General features: G+C 65.0%; 18 protein-coding genes and 1 pseudogene. 12 read left to right on the forward strand and 7 right to left on the reverse strand.

The features are described 5' to 3' along the window. Positions 1–117: 117 nt before the first annotated feature. Positions 118–756, forward strand: coding sequence for a maleylacetoacetate isomerase (maiA, locus tag H7A76_RS14845; protein ID WP_185699177.1), 639 nt, complete (start codon positions 118–120; stop codon positions 754–756). A gap of 148 nt (positions 757–904) precedes the next feature. Then, on the forward strand, positions 905–2275 hold the full coding sequence (locus H7A76_RS14850; RefSeq protein ID WP_185699178.1) for an aromatic acid/H+ symport family MFS transporter: 1371 nt from the start codon (positions 905–907) through the stop codon (positions 2273–2275). Between the two features lie 12 nt (positions 2276–2287). Here H7A76_RS14850 and H7A76_RS14855 read toward each other — a convergent pair whose 3' ends face one another. Next, entirely contained in the window at positions 2288–2755 is a 468-nt protein-coding gene (locus tag H7A76_RS14855; RefSeq protein ID WP_185699179.1) for a GNAT family N-acetyltransferase, read from the reverse strand. A 72-nt stretch (positions 2756–2827) separates the two neighbouring features. Beyond that, positions 2828–3634, reverse strand: coding sequence for a SirB1 family protein (locus tag H7A76_RS14860; RefSeq protein WP_185699180.1), 807 nt, complete (start codon positions 3632–3634; stop codon positions 2828–2830). Positions 3635–3815: 181 nt separating this feature from the next. On the opposite strand from H7A76_RS14860, the gene H7A76_RS14865 reads away from it, so the two are divergent. Further along, positions 3816–4835 carry a Glu/Leu/Phe/Val dehydrogenase family protein gene (locus H7A76_RS14865; protein WP_185699181.1) on the forward strand — a complete coding sequence of 340 codons (1020 nt, stop codon included), beginning with the start codon at positions 3816–3818 and terminating at the stop codon, positions 4833–4835. 340 nt (positions 4836–5175) lie between these two features. Here the strand turns inward: H7A76_RS14865 and H7A76_RS14870 are convergent. Both H7A76_RS14870 and H7A76_RS14875 read right to left on the reverse strand, forming a co-directional pair. Next, positions 5176–5430 (reverse strand): annotated as a pseudogene (locus H7A76_RS14870) (YebG family protein); the annotation flags it as partial. Positions 5431–5438: 8 nt separating this feature from the next. Then, the gene (locus H7A76_RS14875; RefSeq protein ID WP_185699183.1) at positions 5439–5651 is read right to left on the reverse strand and encodes a hypothetical protein; all 213 of its coding nucleotides are present in this window, start codon (positions 5649–5651) and stop codon (positions 5439–5441) included. 62 nt (positions 5652–5713) lie between these two features. Here H7A76_RS14875 and H7A76_RS14880 point away from each other — a divergent pair, with 62 nt between their 5' ends. Then, the gene (locus H7A76_RS14880) at positions 5714–6214 is read left to right on the forward strand and encodes a phosphate-starvation-inducible protein PsiE (RefSeq protein ID WP_185699184.1); all 501 of its coding nucleotides are present in this window, start codon (positions 5714–5716) and stop codon (positions 6212–6214) included. Here the strand turns inward: H7A76_RS14880 and H7A76_RS14885 are convergent. From H7A76_RS14885 to H7A76_RS14895, 3 genes are all read right to left on the reverse strand, one after another. Further along, positions 6211–6528: a DUF3509 domain-containing protein gene (locus tag H7A76_RS14885; RefSeq protein ID WP_185699185.1), complete on the reverse strand. Its 318-nt coding sequence runs from the start codon at positions 6526–6528 to the stop codon at positions 6211–6213. The genes H7A76_RS14880 and H7A76_RS14885 overlap by 4 nt on opposite strands. Positions 6529–6748: 220 nt before the next feature. Next, positions 6749–8050 (reverse strand): serine/threonine transporter, encoded by a 1302-nt coding sequence (locus tag H7A76_RS14890; protein WP_185699186.1) that lies wholly within the window; start codon positions 8048–8050, stop codon positions 6749–6751. A 63-nt stretch (positions 8051–8113) separates the two neighbouring features. Beyond that, on the reverse strand, positions 8114–9490 hold the full coding sequence (locus H7A76_RS14895) for an L-serine ammonia-lyase (protein ID WP_185699187.1): 1377 nt from the start codon (positions 9488–9490) through the stop codon (positions 8114–8116). A gap of 135 nt (positions 9491–9625) precedes the next feature. Here H7A76_RS14895 and H7A76_RS14900 point away from each other — a divergent pair, with 135 nt between their 5' ends. From H7A76_RS14900 to H7A76_RS14935, 8 genes are all read left to right on the forward strand, one after another. After that, positions 9626–10573: a LysR substrate-binding domain-containing protein gene (locus tag H7A76_RS14900; protein WP_185699188.1), complete on the forward strand. Its 948-nt coding sequence runs from the start codon at positions 9626–9628 to the stop codon at positions 10571–10573. 212 nt (positions 10574–10785) lie between these two features. Beyond that, positions 10786–11193, forward strand: coding sequence for an HPF/RaiA family ribosome-associated protein (locus H7A76_RS14905; RefSeq protein WP_185699189.1), 408 nt, complete (start codon positions 10786–10788; stop codon positions 11191–11193). A 359-nt stretch (positions 11194–11552) separates the two neighbouring features. Continuing rightward, complete coding sequence (locus tag H7A76_RS14910) at positions 11553–11858, forward strand: DUF3649 domain-containing protein (protein WP_185699190.1); 306 nt, start codon at positions 11553–11555, stop codon at positions 11856–11858. Next, on the forward strand, positions 11855–13432 hold the full coding sequence (locus H7A76_RS14915) for a PepSY domain-containing protein (RefSeq protein WP_185699191.1): 1578 nt from the start codon (positions 11855–11857) through the stop codon (positions 13430–13432). Before H7A76_RS14910 ends, H7A76_RS14915 begins: the two co-directional genes overlap by 4 nt. Next, a complete protein-coding gene (locus tag H7A76_RS14920) occupies positions 13433–13759 on the forward strand; it encodes a DUF3325 domain-containing protein (RefSeq protein ID WP_185699192.1) in 327 nt (108 codons plus the stop codon). It abuts the gene before it with no gap. Between the two features lie 14 nt (positions 13760–13773). Next, positions 13774–14349, forward strand: a complete 576-nt coding sequence (locus H7A76_RS14925; protein WP_022642392.1) for an RNA polymerase sigma factor — start codon at positions 13774–13776, stop codon at positions 14347–14349. After that, positions 14346–15335, forward strand: a complete 990-nt coding sequence (locus H7A76_RS14930) for a FecR family protein (RefSeq protein ID WP_185699193.1) — start codon at positions 14346–14348, stop codon at positions 15333–15335. Before H7A76_RS14925 ends, H7A76_RS14930 begins: the two co-directional genes overlap by 4 nt. Before the next feature lie 168 nt (positions 15336–15503). After that, positions 15504–15911 (forward strand): ExbD/TolR family protein, encoded by a 408-nt coding sequence (locus tag H7A76_RS14935; protein ID WP_068584035.1) that lies wholly within the window; start codon positions 15504–15506, stop codon positions 15909–15911. Position 15912: the final 1 nt, after the last annotated feature.

Genomic DNA, 15912 nt, shown 5'->3' on the forward strand with positions numbered 1-15912 from the left:
GGCAAAAACAGGCGAAAAAGCGCAGTTTACGGTGGTAAATGAGCATTTTGAGTCTGTTTTTAACGCAGCGATGACAACGCAGGTAGATTTTCAACGGCCCGCTAAGGGGAGTGCAGCATGGAGCTTTATACCTATTACCGTTCCACCGCGTCCTACCGGGTGCGGATCGCCCTGGGCCTCAAGGGCCTGGACTACCAGGCCATCCCGGTCAACCTGCTGGTACCCAAGGGCGGGGCCAACCGCCTGCCCGAGTACCTGGAGATCAACCCCCAGGGCCGGGTTCCGGCCCTGCGTACCGACGAGGGCGACCTGCTGATCCAGTCGCTGGCGATCATCGAGTACCTGGAGGAGCGTTATCCACAGGCGCCGCTGCTGCCCGAGGATCTGGTCGGCCGTGCCCGCGCCCGGGCAGTGGCGTCCATCATCGGTTGCGACGTGCATCCCTTGCACAACTCCAGCACGCAGAACCTGCTGCGTGAGTGGGGGCATGAAGAGGCGCAGTTGCTGGTGTGGATCGACCACTGGATCAGCCAGGGCCTGGCAGCCCTGGAACAACTGATCGGAGATGAAGGCTTCTGCTTCGGCGAGCAGCCGGGACTGGCCGATGTGTTCCTGATTCCGCAGCTGTACGCCGCCGAGCGCTTCAAGGTGTCGTTGGAAGCCTACCCGCGGATTCGCCGGGTGGCCGCGCTGGCCGCCGAGCATCCGGCGTTCCAGGCTGCGCACCCGGCCAACCAGCCCGACACCCCGGCCTGACCCTGGGCGCCCTGGTCCAGGGCGCACCCGGCCCCTGCAGCCGCTGTGGAGCGGCTGCGGGACCCTTGAGTCCCACCACCAGGGGGTCTGCCCAGGCGCCTCTCGCATCACCTTTCATAACCATAAGAAACCGAACAGGTACCTTGCGATGCAAAACCAGATTGCCAGCTTTCGCGCTGCGCTCGACGCCCGCCCGGTGTCCGGCTACCAGTGGTCGTTGTTGTTGCTCCTCGCCTTGCTGCTGGTCACCGATGGCTACGACGCCCAGGTCCTGGGCTACGTGGTGCCGGCCCTGGCCCAGGACTGGGGCCTGGAGAAAGCCGCCTTCGGCCCGGTGTTCAGTGCCAACCTGCTGGGCCTGACCCTGGGCTCCCTGGCGGTGACGCCCCTGGCGGATCGTTTTGGCGTACGCCGGATCCTCCTGGGTTGCGTGCTGATCTACGCCAGCCTGACGGTGCTGATGGTGTTCAGCCAATCCCTGGACAGCCTGATGGCCGCGCGTTTTATCTGTGGCATCGGCATGGGTGGGGCGATGCCCAGCGCCATGGCGCTGATGTCCGAATATTCGCCGCCGCGCCTGCGCACCCTGATGGTGACCCTGGCCGCCTGCGGTTTCTCCTTCGGTGGCGCGGCCGGCGGTTTCGTCGCGGCCGGCTTCATCGATCGCTTCGGCTGGGAGGCGGTGTTCCTGGCGGGCGGCGTGACCCCGTTGCTGCTGTTCCCGTTCCTGCTCTGGCGCTTGCCCGAATCCCTGCCACGCCTGCTGCGCGATGCGCCACCCTACGCGCGCCTGCGCAAGCTCTGCGCGCGCATGCTGCCGGACTGGCAGCCGCCAGTGGCGAGCGGCGACCAGGGCCCGCAACAGGCCGCTGGCAAGTTCACCGTGGTGGAATTGTTTCGCCAGGGGTATGCGCGGCCGACGCTGCTGATCTGGTCGACCTTTTTCGTCAGCCTGATCCTGCTGTATTTCATGATCAGCTGGCTGCCGACCCTGCTGCTGGAAAGCGGCCTGGCCCTGAAACAGGCCAACCTGGTGACGTCGATGTTCCTGTTCGCCGGAACCCTGGGGGCGATCTGCATGGCCTGGGTCGCCGATCGCCTCAAGCGCAAGGTGCGGCTGTTGTCCGCGGTGCTCGCCCTGGCGGCGCTGTGCACCGTGCTGCTGGGGCTGAACCACGACAACCCGCGCTACCTGGTGGTGTTCGTGTTTGCCGCAGGCTTCTGCATCATCGGTGGCCAGCTGACCCTGAACGCCTTCGCCAGCAACTTCTACCCGGCCCAGGTGCGCGCCACCGGCACGGGCTGGGCACTGGGAGTCGGGCGCTTCGGTTCGATCCTCGGGCCGCTGCTGGGCAGCCTGTTGCTGGCGATGCATATCCCGGTGCAGCAGATTTTCTTTTTCTGCGCGGTGCCGGCCCTGCTGGCGGCGTTGCTGATCATCCAGGTCCGTGGACCTGGCGAAGGGACTGGCGACGGCACGGCGGCGGCCGAGCCGTTGCAGGCGCCGCTCAAGTCTTGAGGTGGGGTCGGGTCAGCGTGCCAGGTGCTTGATCATCGGTATGCAGGCCAGGGTCAGGCCCCGGGGCGACTGGTACTGGGCGATGCGCTCGCCGATGAAACCGCAGCGGCGGTAGAAATCGGCGGCATTCAGGGTCGAGTCCAGGATCAGGTGCGGCAGGCCGGCCTGCAGGGCCTGCTGTTCGAGGTAGTTCATCATCTGCCGGCCGATGCCCCGGCCCATGTAGGCCGGGTCGACGAACACCGCGTCGACCTGGCCGGACTCGAGGTCGAGCATGCCGCTGGCCGCCACCTGGCCGTCGATCACCGCCACGTGTCCGGTCTTCTCCAGCAGCTCGATGAAGTATTCCCCCAGGCTGCCGGCGGTCCAGACCTGCAGGTCGGCGGCCGGATAATGGCCGGTGCATTGGTGGTTGATGGCCTGGTTGCGTATGTCGAAGACCCGTTGCGCGTCGTCGCCGTGGGCTTTTCTGATCAGCATGCTCGGTCCGTTCCTTGGCGTGGGCCGGCCATCATGCCTGGGCGCCAACGGCGCTGTCATGCCTTGCCGTGCTCAGTGCACCACTTTGTTCGCCGGCGGCAGGTGGCACAGGCGCTCGGTCAGGCGCAGGCGCTGGATCGGGTCCTCGCTGAGCAGCAGGGCGCGTTCCAGGTCGAAGCGTTCGGCGTTGGGGCATTCCAGGCGCTGGTAGAGGCTGGCCCGGGCCAGGTAGTCGGCGGCGTTGCCATCGCCCAGCTCCAGCACCCGTTCGGCGTCGACCAGGGCGCCGAGGAAGTCGTCATGGGTCAGGTGCAACTGGCGCAGGTTGCGCGACAGGCGCTGGAACATCTGCCATGGTTCGGCGCTGGCCAGGTGTTCGGCCTGGAGCTTGAGGTGATCGCCGTATTGGCGTTGCAGCAATTCGCGGCAGTCGTTGGGGTACAGGCGGCGCCCGCCGCACGGGTCCAGCAGGTGGTCGGCGCCGGGCACCCGCAGCAGGAAGTGGCCGGGAAAGTTCACCCCCACCAGGGGAATATGCAGCCGCTGCGCCAGCTCAAGGGCGATCAGGGCCAAGGCCAGGGGCTGTCCGCGACGCCGCTCGAGGACCTTGTCCATCAACGCCGCCTGGGGCCGCAGCGGCAGGTACTCGTCCTGCTGGAATTCCAGGTCGTTCATCCGCCGCAGCAGGGGCTGGCCCAGTTCGCTGGCGGGCAGCGACGGCAGGCTGCCGCCGATCTGCTGCTGGATATGCTTGAACTCCTCCAGCAACTGGCCGGGCACCAGTCGTGGTTCGTGTTCGGCGGCGATCCATAGCGCGGCCTCCAGCAAGGCCGGTGGTGAGCGGTGCAGGCAGGCGAAAAAGGCTTGGCGCGGGTTCATGGCAACCTCCGGCGAATGCCTCGTTTTAGCGCCGTCCCGGCGCTTCGTCCAGTGTTGGAGCAATCGCCCGTGGTTATTTCCCCAAGGATGCAAAGCCGGACGGCTTATTCCTGCGCAGCGCAGCAATTTCCGGGCGCAAGCCTATACTGGCGACTACAAGAAGTGATTCGGGAGCCCGTCGATGTTCGCTCTCATGCACAGCACCCGCCTTGAATCGCTGCATCTGAGTATCGACCCCGCGACCGGGTTGAAAGCAGTGATCGCCATCCACGACAACCGCCTGGGGCCTGCCCTGGGCGGTTGTCGTTATCTGCCCTATCCCGACGACGCCAGTGCCGTGGCCGATGCCGCGCGCCTGGCCCAGGGCATGAGCTACAAGGCGGCGCTGGCCGGCCTGCCCCAGGGCGGCGGTACCGCCGTGATCATCCGCCCGGCCCATGTGGAAAACCGCGCCGCGTTGTTCGAGGCCTTCGGCCGTTGCGTCGAGCAACTGGACGGACGCTACATCACCGCCATCGACAGCGGCACCTCGGTGGCCGACATGGACTGCATCGCCCAGCAGACTCGTTACGTCACCAGTACCAGTGCCGCCGGCGACCCGGCGCCTCATGCGGCCATGGGGGTGTTCGCCGGTATTCGCAGCACCGCCATGGCACGCCTGGGCAGCGATAACCTGGAGGGCCTGCGGGTGGCGATCCAGGGCCTGGGCAATGTCGGTTATGCCCTGGCCGAGCAGTTGCATGCCGCCGGCGCCGAATTGCTGGTCAGTGATATCGACCCGGGCAAGGTGCAACTGGCCATGGAGCAGTTGGGCGCGCATCCGGTGGCCAACGACGCCTTGCTCAGCACCCCTTGCGATATCCTCGCGCCTTGTGGCCTGGGGGCCGTGCTCAATAGCCGCAGCGTGGCGCAGCTGCGTTGTTCGGCAGTGGCCGGTTCTGCCAACAACCAGCTGACCAACCTGCAGGTCGCCGATCAGTTGGAGCGGCGCGGCATCCTCTATGCCCCGGACTACGTGATCAATTCCGGGGGGCTGATCTACGTGTCGCTCAAGCACCATAACGAGGAACTGCCGGTGATCACCGCCCACTTGGCGCAGATCAGCCTGCGCCTGACCGAGATCTTCGCCCACGCCCAGGCGGAGAAGCGCTCGCCGGCACGCATCGCCGACGAATTGGCGGAGCGGGTGCTCTATCGCTAGGCAGCGTTAACCTGCTGCCTGTTTCTAGCATCGGCATTTGCAGCGGTTGGCGGACGGGGGCCAACCATTGCTGCGACCGACCACCCGGGGAATGTATTGGACGATGGTTGAAGGGCTCGACGACGGATTGGATCGACAGTTGCGTGGCCAGTACGCCAAGGCGTTCCGGCACGAACGCCATCGGGTGGCAACTCCATTCCCAGGCATGAAAAAGCCCTGTGTCGTGGACGCAGGGCTGTTTGATCGGGGCAAGCTATTTCGCGGCCTTGGCCGCTTTCGCCGGCTTGGCTGGCGCCTCCACCTCGACGGGTTGCTCCTGCTCGACCGACGCCACGGCTGGCGCCGCCTCGCTGAGCAGTTCGTTCAGCGCATCCGGCTGGCTCTTGAAGGCCTTGGCGAACACATCGCGATTCTTGGCCATGTAGATGCCGGCTTCTTCCACTTGTTGCTCGGTCAGCGACGGCACCGCTTTTTGCAGCACCTGCGCTAGCACTTCAGCCAGTTCGAGCATTTTGTCATGACGGTCAGCTTCGGCTTTATCCATGAACAAGCGCTCCAGATCTCGGCTGCTGCGGTATACCACTTCGACGGCCATTCACCACCTCACATGCCTTCACGATAATGGGTCGGTACAAATACTGTATCGATATACAGGTTCGAGAGAATAGGCGAAACCTTTTCCCTTGGATAGTGGCTTTTCAATGTAGACGGATTTTTTTCCCCGGCCATTGATCCCGGCAGTCGTTGCTGCCGGGTACGTGCCTCGTCGGCGATGGTCGCCATCTCAATGACCGGCCCCTGGCCTTTTTTCTGCATGCAGGACAACCGTCACGTCCCTTGCGCATCATCCGGTCGAAACGACCTAAGGAATAACCATCGTGAAAATCAATTGGGCCGAAAACCTGCGGCAGAACGTCCATCAGTTGGCCGAGTCCCTGGGCAACCTGTTCGTCGAGTCGTTCCACTACCTGGCGCTGTTCGCCATCGGCGCGGTGACCGCCTGGGCGGCGGTGATGGAATTCCTGCAGATGCTCGAGGAAGGCCATATCAAGATCGACGACATCCTGCTGCTGTTCATCTACCTGGAATTGGGCGCGATGGTCGGTATCTACTTCAAGACCAACCACATGCCGGTGCGTTTCCTGATCTACGTGGCGATCACCGCGTTGACCCGGCTGCTGATTTCCAACGTCTCCCACCACAATCCGCCGGACCTGGGGATCATCTACCTGTGCGGCGGCATCCTGCTGCTGGCCTTTGCCGTGCTAGTGGTGCGCTACGCGTCCTCGCAGTTTCCCTCGGTGAAGATCGAGCACCCGCAACGCATGGTCGGCGAGGGCTCCAGCGAGCACCCGGAAGTGGAGAAAGGCGAGATCTAGCGAGGCAGCGCCCGCGCCTGGGCTGCCTGGTTTGCCGGCGGCGGCAGGGGCAGGCGGTCGCCGTTGGTCATGGCCTGGAGGATCGCCATGGCGCTGTGGCCTTGCTCGATGGCGATGCCGAACTGGATGCTCTGCACCAACCGTTCGATGCGTCGCGGGTCGTTGCGCTGGGCCGCGCTGATCAGGCGCTTGGCCACCACCTGGCCGGCCTGGGACAGGGTCAGCATCATGCTGCCGTCCAGGTCCTGGATACTCAGGTTGACCTGGTACTGGGGAGCGAAAGTGTCGGTAATCAGTTGCAATGGATTGTCCATGTCGCGTCACCGCCTGCTGGGATCGTGCAGACATTGACCGGCCGGGTGCGGGATTAGTTCGCAATCGCGGACCACTGGCCGATCGCTCGTCGAGGCTTGCCGACTGCCGCGTGCCTCCCGGGCGATCAAGCAAGGGGCATGCCGCGGCCGGCGCCGGCCAGTGAAACCGGGAGCCAAAAAAAGCGGACCGCAGGGTCCGCTTTTTCGTTGCCGCCCCGTTTCAGGGCAGGAAGGAGAAGATGATCGCCGACAGTGCGATCAGGCCAATCGACACCACGAACAGGTTCGACAACTGCCCGGAATACTGGCGCAGCGACGGTACGCGCTGGATCGCGTACATCGGCATCAGGAACAGCAGGCAAGCGATCACCGGGCCGCCCAGGGTCTCGATCATGCCCAGGATGCTCGGGTTGAAGGTCGCCACTGCCCAGCAGCTGAGCACCATGAACAGTGCGGTGAGCTTTTCCAGGCGGCTGGAAGACAGGGCGCGGCCGCGACCGCGCAGGCTTTTCACGATCAGCCCCTGGAAACCTTCGCTGGCGCCGATGTAGTGGCCCAGGAACGACTTGGTAATGGCTACCAGCGCGATCAGGGGCGCGGCGTAGGCGATGACCGGGGTCTGGAAGTGGTTGGCCAGGTACGACAGGATCGAGATGTTCTGCGCCTTGGCCGCGGCCAGGTCCGCCGGCGACAGGGCCAGCACGCAACTGAAGCAGAAGAACATCACCGTCAGCACCATCATGCCGTGGGCCATGGCCAGGATGCCGCTGCTCTTGCGCTCGGCCTGCTGGCCATAGTGGCGCTTCTGGTCCACGGCGAAGGCCGAGATGATCGGCGAGTGGTTGAACGAGAACACCATCACCGGGATCGCCAGCCACAGGGTCTTGAGGAACAGCGGCATGGGCATGCCGTCGCCGGCGGAGGCGAAGAACGCGCCGTTCCAGTTGGGGATCAGGCTCAGGGCCAGCAACAGCAGGGCGGCGACGAAAGGGTAGACCAGCAGGCTCATGGCCCGCACGATCACGCCCTGGCCGCAGCGCACGATGGCCATCAGGCCCAGGATCAGCAACAGCGACAGCACCGCCCGCGGCGGTGGGGCCATGTGCAGTTGGTGTTCCATGAAGCTGCCCAGGGTATTGGTCAGGGCCACGCTGTACACCAGCAGGATCGGGAAGATGGCGAAGAAATAGAGCAGGGTGATCAGCTTGCCGGCGCCGACCCCGAAGTGTTCCTCCACCACTTCGGTGATGTCCCCGGAGCGTCCGGACAGGACGAAGCGGGTCAGCCCACGGTGGGCGAAGAAGGTCATGGGGAAGGCCAGCAGCGCCAGCACGATCATCGGCCAGAAGCCGCCGACCCCGGCGTTGATCGGCAGGAACAGGGTGCCGGCGCCGATGGCGGTGCCATACAGGCCGAGCATCCAGGTGGTGTCGTGCTTGCTCCAGCCCCGGGAGGCTGGCGCGCTGTCACGGGGTGTCGCTACGGCAGGATTCTGGGTAGCAGGTGTGGGTACATCGGTCATCGGTATCGCCTCGTTATTATTCTTGCTCGGGCTCACGTGTTACGGACGGTCAGGGAAGGCTCCTCAGCATTCCACCCAGCTCACCGCCAGGCCGCCCCGTGAAGTCTCTTTGTATTTGTCGTGCATGTCGGCGCCGGTATCGCGCATGGTGCGGATCACCCGGTCCAGGGAAATGAAATGCTGGCCGTCGCCGCGCAGGGCCATCTGGGTGGCGTTGATCGCCTTCACCGCGGCGATCGCGTTGCGTTCGATGCAGGGCACCTGCACCAGCCCGCCCACCGGATCGCAGGTCAGGCCGAGGTTGTGCTCCAGGCCGATCTCGGCGGCGTTTTCCAGCTGCTCGGGAGTGGCTCCCAGGACTTCCGCCAGGCCGGCCGCGGCCATGGCGCAGGCCGAACCCACCTCGCCCTGGCAGCCGACTTCGGCCCCGGAGATCGAGGCGTTCTTCTTGCACAGGATGCCCACCGCGGCGGCGCCGAGGAAAAAGCTCACGACATCGTCGTCGCAGGCTTGCGGGTTGAATTTCATGTAGTAGTGCAGCACTGCCGGGATGATCCCTGCCGCGCCGTTGGTGGGCGCGGTGACCATGCGTCCGCCGGCGGCGTTCTCTTCGTTGACCGCCAGGGCATAGAGGTTGACCCACTCCATGGCCGACAGGGTCGAGGTGATGACGTTGGGCTTGCCGATCTCCAGCAGGTTGCGATGCAGCTTGGCGGCGCGGCGTGGCACGTCGAGACCGCCGGGCAGGATGCCTTCGTGGCTCAGGCCCTGTTCCACGCATTCACGCATCACCGACCAGATGTGCAGCAGGCCGCTGCGGATCTCGGCGTCGCTGCGCCAGGCCCGCTCGTTGGCCATCATCAACTCGCCGACCCGCAGGTCGTGGGTCTTGCACAGGGCCAGCAACTCGGCGGCGCTGTTGAAGTCGTAGGGCAGTTGCACGCTGGCGCTGGTGTCGATCCCGGCCTCGACCTGTGCGGCCTCGACGATGAAACCACCGCCCACCGAGTAGTAGGTCTGCTCCAGCAGGGTGCCGTGTTCGCCCAGGGCGACCAGGGTCATGGCGTTGGGGTGGTAGGGCAGGCTTTCGTCCAGCAGGAGCAGGTCCTGCCGCCAGTCGAAGGCGATGCTCGAGCGGCCGCCCAGCAGCAACTGGCCGCTTTCGCGCAGTTGCTGGATGCGTGGGCCGATGCTGCGCGGATCGATGCTGTCCGGCCACTCGCCCATCAGGCCCATGACGCTGGCGCGGTCGGTGGCGTGGCCGACTCCGGTGGCGGAGAGGGAGCCGTAGAGGCGGATCTGCACTCGCCGCACCTGCTCTTGCAGGCCCTGCTCGAACAGCGCCTGGGCAAAGGTCGCGGCGGCACGCATGGGGCCGACGGTATGGGAACTGGACGGACCGATGCCGACTTTGAACAGATCGAAAACACTGATAGCCATGCTAAAGCCTTACAAGCAATGGAAGGTAGATCGCTGCCATTTTTTGTAGGCCAAGCGCAATGTCGGCGATACTGCCAATCTCGGTCAGCAGTGACCAACGAAATTTCCTAAGAGATCCTTTAGCAGGGCTAAACGATGAGCCGTCAATTTCATGCCCAGACCTATGTCTGGCTGCATGTGTTTTCCTGTGCCGCGCGGCACTTGTCCTTCACCCGCTGTGCCGAGGAGTTGCACATCACACCCGGAGCGGTGAGCCAGCAGATCCGCCAGCTCGAAGAGCGCCTGGGGTTTCGCCTGTTCCACCGCCGGGCCCGGGGTGTCGAACTCAGCGCCGAGGGCCAGCGCCTGGCCCTGACAGTGACCGAGGCCTACGGCAACATCGATGCCGAATTGCGCCGCCTGGATGCGGGCATGATCGGCGGTACCTTGCGCCTGCGCTCGATCCCGTCGTTCCTCGGCAAGTGGTTGACCCCGCGTTTGCCGCGCCTGCAGCAGCGCTACCCGGAGATCCAGTTGCGGCTGGTGGCGGAGGACAGCAGCGTGGCGCTGCACGAGGGCGACTTCGACCTGGCCATCGACCTGAACGACGGCAGCTATCCGGGCCTGCAATCCACGGCCCTGCTGGACGAGCAGATCTTCCCGGTGTGTGCGCCGAGCCTGCTGCGCGGGCGGCCACCGTTGCACGGTCCGGCGGACCTGGCACACTTCCCGCTGCTGCACGACATCACCGCCTGGCGCGGCAGCTACGAATATGCCGAATGGGAGTTCTACCTCGATGCCATCGGTTTCGAAGGCGCCGATGTGCGTCGTGGCCATACCTTCAACCGCAACCACCTGACCATCGAGGCGGCGATCGCCGGCATGGGCGTGGCGATCGCCCGGCGTACCTTGCTCAACGACGAGCTGGAGCGCGGCACCCTGATCGTGCCGTTCGGCCTCGCGGTACCCAATCACAAGCGTTACGTGCTGCTTTATGCGCCAGGCGCACTGAGCCATCCCGGGGTGCGGGCGGTGCATGACTGGCTGGTGGAGGAAGCGGAGATATTTCGCGGTCTGCACCCCCTGGGAGAGGGGCAGGAATGAGCTGTTTCGAGACGTGTCGCAAGCGCGGCGGACTCCCCACACTAACAGCGCCCTGGCGGTTTGTCCGGCTTTATTTGCGCATGAATATTTATATTTTTCCGGGGGTTGAAATGTTCTTCGCCGTGCCTAATTGTGTAACCAAGAGGTCACGAAATGCTGGTCGAAACCAGGTTCAAGGCCTCTTGCGAGCAAGCTGAAATAAGGGAAGAACTATGCAAATCCAAGTCCATAGCGATAACCATATTCAAAGCAGCCTTCGGATGGAGGAGTGGGTGCGCAGCACCGTTGAAAGCACGCTCGAACGTTACGAGGAAGACCTGACCCGGGTGGTGGTCCATCTGCGTGACGAGAACGGCGGCAAGTCGGGTCCGGATGACCTGCGTTGCCAGCTCGAGGCCCGGCCCAAGGGGCACCAGCCAATTTCCGTGACCCACAAGGCCGATACCCTGGAGCAGGCCATCGACGGCGCCACCGTCAAGCTGGAAAGTGCCCTGGAACACATGTTCGGCAGGCTGCGGGCCAAACGTCCGGCGGCAGTGGCCGGCGATGACGGCAGCGAGGCGGATGCCCTGCTCGAAGAAGAATTCCTGGAAAACCAGCAGGCTGCGCTCAATAGCTGACAGCTGGATTTTCCCTCGACCCGACGGGCCTGCATTGCAGGCCCGTTTTCGTTTGGGCGGCCCAGAACGCGACCGAACTCTGCACGTACAGGATCCGTGGTTGCGGCCCGAAGTCATCGTGCGGGTGGCGTTTGACCGTGGTGATGGAAATGCCTGGTTCGCAGCCGATCTTGGCCTGGCAAAGGCGGTCCCGCAGGTACAGCAGGAACGCAGGCGACCGCCGGCAATTGGCGCGAATGGGCGGGCGGGGCGGTGACGCTTCGAGTCTTTTGCGTATGAGAATATTTATCATTAATATTGTCCGCCTCCTGTGCCCGGGCGTGCGCGTCCCGGGCTTTCTTTTGCTGCAAGGTCCGAACATGAAGAGCAAGGCCGGCGGGATTCCCGCTTCCTATCGTCTGGCAGTGGCATCAAGGGTCGGCGCCGCGGTCCTGGGCGGCTACCTGCTGGCGGCGCTGGCCTGCGCCTGCCTGGCCTTGCTGCTGCCGTTGCCCAAGGTCGACGCGGTGCTCAGCGCGATGATGAGTTCGTTCCTGTTCTACCTGCTGGCGGTGATCTGGTGCTTCGCCTGCCGCAGCGCCTGGCATGCCTGGTTCGGCTTGCTCCTGCCCTGCCTGGTGCTGGCGTTGGTGGCTGGCAGCGCCTATTGGGCGGCCCTGCCATGAAAGAGGGTTTGCGCCAATCCATGGCCTGGTTGCACACCTGGAGCGGTTTACTGTTCGGCTGGCTGCTGTTCGCCATCTTCCTCACCGGGACCCTGTCCTATTTCAAGCACGAGATCAGCCACTGGATGCAGCCCGAGATCCCGGCCCGGGCCCTGGACGCCGAGACCAGCCTGGGCCTGGCCCAGCGCTACCTGGAGCAGCACGGCCAGGGCGCGCAACGCTGGTTCATCGGCCTGCCCGACGCCCGTGAGCCGGCCCTTTCGGTGGCCTGGCAGGCACCGGGCAACCCCGGCGAGCGCGGCGTCTTCAGCGAGAAGCTGCTGGACCCGGCCACGGGCAGCGAGCTGCATGCGCGCGATACCCGGGGCGGCGAGTTCTTCTATCGCTTCCACTTCCAATTGCAGATGCCCTATCCATGGGGTCGCTGGCTGTCGACCATGGCGGCCATGGTGATGCTGGTGGCGCTGGTCAGCGGCATCATCATCCACAAGAAGATCTTCAAGGACTTCTTCACCTTCCGCCCGCGCAAGGGCCAGCGCACCTGGCTCGACGGGCACAACGCACTGGGGGTGCTGGTGCTGCCGTTCCACCTGATGATCACCTACAGCAGCCTGGTGATCTTCATGTCCATGGTCATGCCGGCGGGCGTCCTGGTCGCCTACAAGGGCGACAACAATGCCTTCTTCCAGGACCTGCAAGCGGTAGCCCGCAACACCCCGGCTGCCGGTGAACCAGCGCCGCTGGCGCCCTTGCAACCGATGCTCAGGCAAGCCTTGCAGCACTGGTCGGGTGGGCGTGCGCAGCGGGTGGTAGTGAACAATCCCGGGGATGCGAACGCCTCGGTGCAGGTCATGCGCCATGGGGCTGACCAGGTAGCCCGCAACTTCGTCAGCGCGCTGGCGTTCAATGGCGTCACCGGCCAGCCATTGGCGGAAAGTCCCGGGCAGTCGCTGCCCAAGGCCATCGGCGGCAGCTTCTATGGGCTGCACATGGGCGTGTTCGCCGGGCCGGTGCTGCGCTGGTTGTACTTCATCTGTGGCCTGGCCAGCACCGCGATGATCGGCACCGGGCTGGTGATCTGGCTCGGCAAGCGCCAACTCAAGCATGCCAAGAGCCCGGCCATGCCCTTCGAGCTGCGCCTGGTGGACGTGCTGAACATCGCCAGCATGTCCGGGCTGGTGCTGGCGGTGGCGGTGTTCTTCTGGGCCAACCGCCTGCTGCCGGCCGGCTTTGCCGAGCGCGCCGACTGGGAAGTCAACAGCTTCTTCAGTGCCTGGGGCCTGGGCCTGTTGCACGCGGCGCTGCGCCGTGGGCGCCGGGCCTGGATCGAGCAGTTGGCGCTGGCGGCCTTGTTGCTGGCCGGCATTCCGCTGCTCGATGCCTTGACCGCGCCGAACCTGGCCGATGGTTTCCTCAGTCGTGGGGACTGGACCCGGGCCGGCTTCGACCTGGCCTGCCTGGCCAGTGGCCTGTTCCTGGCCTGGGCCGCGTACAAGATGCAGCGCGCCGCCCGGGCGCCTGCCGCCAACCTGTCCCGGGCCCGCTCACGGGCCGCTGAAACCGAGGTGGATTGAATGCTCCTGGCCCTGTTGCTCTGTTATGCCGGCTTCACCGGTTTGTGCCTGTCCCTGGATCGGCACCACGGTGAGGTGCTGGGCCGTAAGCCCAGCGCCCGCCGTCGCCAGGGCCTGCGCCTGGGCGGCTGGCTGCTGCTGGGGCTGTCGCTGATGGGCGCCGTGCAAGACACCGGCTGGAGCCTGGGGCTGGTGCAGTGGTGCGCGGTGTCGATGTGCAGCGCCTTGCTGCTGGTCTGGCTGCTGCCGTACCGCCCGCGCCTGGTGCTGTCCATGGCGGGCGCGAGCCTGTTGGCCAGTCCGCTGGCGGCCCTGGCCCAATTCTGAGTGCTGTGCCTGCGATGAATATCCTGCCGCCGGAACCCACAGAGCTCGATCGCTCCGACCCGCAGGGCACTCGTGCGCATTTTCTCCAGGTGTTCCTGTCCCAGCGGGCGCAGATGGAGGCCCTGGTCAGTCGCCGGGTCGGTTGCCGGGCCACCGCCGCGGACCTGGTGCAAGAGTTGTTCCTGCGCTTCTGGCGCCGGCCCCTGGTCCAGGTCGAGGAACTGAGCACCTACCTGCTGCGCTGCGCCGGCAATATCGCCATCGACCACCTGCGCAGCGAAGGCGCGCGGGTCCGGGTCAGCGCCGGCTGGGTGCCGGAGCAGCAAGACCAGCACGCTCTCGAGCCCCAGGCCGTGCTGGAGGCCGGTAACGACCTGCGCCACGTAGAGGCGGCCTTGCGCGGCCTGCCCCAGCGTACCCGGCAGATCTTCCTGCTCAATCGCATCCATGGACGCAAGTACGCCGAGATCGCCAAGGCCATGGACCTGTCCCAAAGCGCCGTGGAAAAACATATGATGCGCGCCCTCGAAGCCTGCAAGGCCAGCCTGCGGGAACCCTCGACCACGCGCACGCCAAGGAATGCCCCGTGAACCAGCGCTCCACCGTCACCCCGACGCCCGCCCAGGAGCAGGCCGCCCTGGCCTGGCTGAGCCTGCTCCACGACCAGCCCAGCAGCGGCGACCAGGCGACTTTCAGCCAATGGTTGCAAGCCGACCCGGCCCATGCCGAAGCCTATGCCCAGGCCCAGGTGCTATGGGAATTGAGCGAGCAGCCAGCGCGGACCCTGGCCGCCGAAGAGGACCAGGCCCTGCAGGGCTTGCTGCGGCAGATGGACGGGGCCAGGGGGCGGGCCCGGCGTCGCTGGTCGGTGAGCCTGGCGCTGGCTGCCAGCTGGTTGCTGGCCGTGACCCTGGGAGCGGGGTGGCAGCCGGGTCGCTGGATCGATGACCTGGGCGCCGACTACGTGTCGGCCCCGGGCCAGGTGCGCACTGTGACCCTGGCCGATGCCAGCCAAGTGACCCTGGACGCCGACAGCGCCATCGCCGTGGACTTCAGCCACGGCCAGCGGCACGTCCAACTGCGCCGTGGCGCCGCGTTCTTCCAGGTCAGTCATACCGGCGAGTCTTTCGTGGTGAGTGCCGAACAAGGCGAGGCCCGGGTCCTGGGCACCCAGTTCGAAGTGCGCCTGCAACCCCAGGGCGCCCAGGTCACGGTGCTGTCCGGGCGGGTCGCGGTCACGCCGGCCGAAGGCGCGCCCCGGCAGGTGCTTGGCGCCGGCCAGCAGGTGGCCTACGGCCAGGGCCAGGCCGCGCCGTTGCATGGGGCCGACAGCGAAGCGCAACTGGCCTGGCGCCAGGGCTGGTTGAACTACTATCACGCGCCCCTGGCCGAGGTGGTCGCGGACCTGCGCCGGTATTTTCCCGGACGCATCCTGTTGCTCAACGATGAGCTGGGTCTGCGGCGCATCAGTGGCAGTTTCTCCAGCAAGGACCCACAGGCCGTCCTCGACTCCCTGCAGGCGGTATTGGGTTTCAAACAGCACACGATGCTCGGCCGGTTCATCGTCCTGCGCTGAGAAGCTTGTCCCAGAGCTCCCGAACATTCATCGATATCACTTCGTTCTGTCACTAAACCGTTACACGAGGCGCGGATGATCTGCGCATTCCTGAGTACATGGTCAGGATCGGAGAGGGTTGTGATTCAGCTCTCGTAGGGGAGGGATGGCTGAAGCAGGAGCAAGTCGATGCGCAGCTGGGATGTAGCTAAAAAGAAAAAAGCCCATATCGAAATCATCCCGATGATCGATGTGATGATGTTTCTCTTGGTGTTCTTCGTACTCATCAGTCTCAACGTGATCCCGGCCGTGGGGATCAAGACGCAGTTGCCGGTCGCCAGCACCGCGCAACAGTTGAAACCGCAAAACAAGGCGGTCATCACCCTGGGCCTGCAGGAACGCCTGCAACTCGATGGCCAGGACCTGGATGAAGGTGCCCTGCTGGCGCAACTCAAGGTGCTCAACACCGGCAGCGAAAAGCTGGTGATCATCATCAACAGTGACCAGGGCGTGGAGGTCAAGCGCCTGGTCTCGGTGATGGACCTGCTCAAGGGCAATGGTTTCTCGTCCGTCTCCATCGCCACACGCAAGTCCTGAC

This window comes from Pseudomonas sp. MSSRFD41, from assembly GCF_014230245.1.
GTDB lineage: Bacteria > Pseudomonadota > Gammaproteobacteria > Pseudomonadales > Pseudomonadaceae > Aquipseudomonas > Aquipseudomonas piscis.

Bases quoted from the DNA above. Each gene is read 5' to 3' on its own strand.
- maiA (WP_185699177.1), top strand. From the start codon at position 118: ATGGAGCTTTATACCTATTACCGTTCCACCGCGTCCTACCGGGTGCGG.
- H7A76_RS14850 (WP_185699178.1), top strand. From the start codon at position 905: ATGCAAAACCAGATTGCCAGCTTTCGCGCTGCGCTCGACGCCCGCCCG.
- H7A76_RS14855 (WP_185699179.1), bottom strand. From the start codon at position 2,755: ATGCTGATCAGAAAAGCCCACGGCGACGACGCGCAACGGGTCTTCGAC.
- H7A76_RS14860 (WP_185699180.1), bottom strand. From the start codon at position 3,634: ATGAACCCGCGCCAAGCCTTTTTCGCCTGCCTGCACCGCTCACCACCG.
- H7A76_RS14865 (WP_185699181.1), top strand. From the start codon at position 3,816: ATGTTCGCTCTCATGCACAGCACCCGCCTTGAATCGCTGCATCTGAGT.
- H7A76_RS14875 (WP_185699183.1), bottom strand. From the start codon at position 5,651: ATGCAGAAAAAAGGCCAGGGGCCGGTCATTGAGATGGCGACCATCGCC.
- H7A76_RS14885 (WP_185699185.1), bottom strand. From the start codon at position 6,528: ATGGACAATCCATTGCAACTGATTACCGACACTTTCGCTCCCCAGTAC.
- H7A76_RS14890 (WP_185699186.1), bottom strand. From the start codon at position 8,050: ATGACCGATGTACCCACACCTGCTACCCAGAATCCTGCCGTAGCGACA.
- H7A76_RS14895 (WP_185699187.1), bottom strand. From the start codon at position 9,490: ATGGCTATCAGTGTTTTCGATCTGTTCAAAGTCGGCATCGGTCCGTCC.
- H7A76_RS14900 (WP_185699188.1), top strand. From the start codon at position 9,626: ATGAGCCGTCAATTTCATGCCCAGACCTATGTCTGGCTGCATGTGTTT.
- H7A76_RS14905 (WP_185699189.1), top strand. From the start codon at position 10,786: ATGCAAATCCAAGTCCATAGCGATAACCATATTCAAAGCAGCCTTCGG.
- H7A76_RS14910 (WP_185699190.1), top strand. From the start codon at position 11,553: ATGAAGAGCAAGGCCGGCGGGATTCCCGCTTCCTATCGTCTGGCAGTG.
- H7A76_RS14915 (WP_185699191.1), top strand. From the start codon at position 11,855: ATGAAAGAGGGTTTGCGCCAATCCATGGCCTGGTTGCACACCTGGAGC.
- H7A76_RS14920 (WP_185699192.1), top strand. From the start codon at position 13,433: ATGCTCCTGGCCCTGTTGCTCTGTTATGCCGGCTTCACCGGTTTGTGC.
- H7A76_RS14925 (WP_022642392.1), top strand. From the start codon at position 13,774: ATGAATATCCTGCCGCCGGAACCCACAGAGCTCGATCGCTCCGACCCG.
- H7A76_RS14935 (WP_068584035.1), top strand. From the start codon at position 15,504: ATGCGCAGCTGGGATGTAGCTAAAAAGAAAAAAGCCCATATCGAAATC.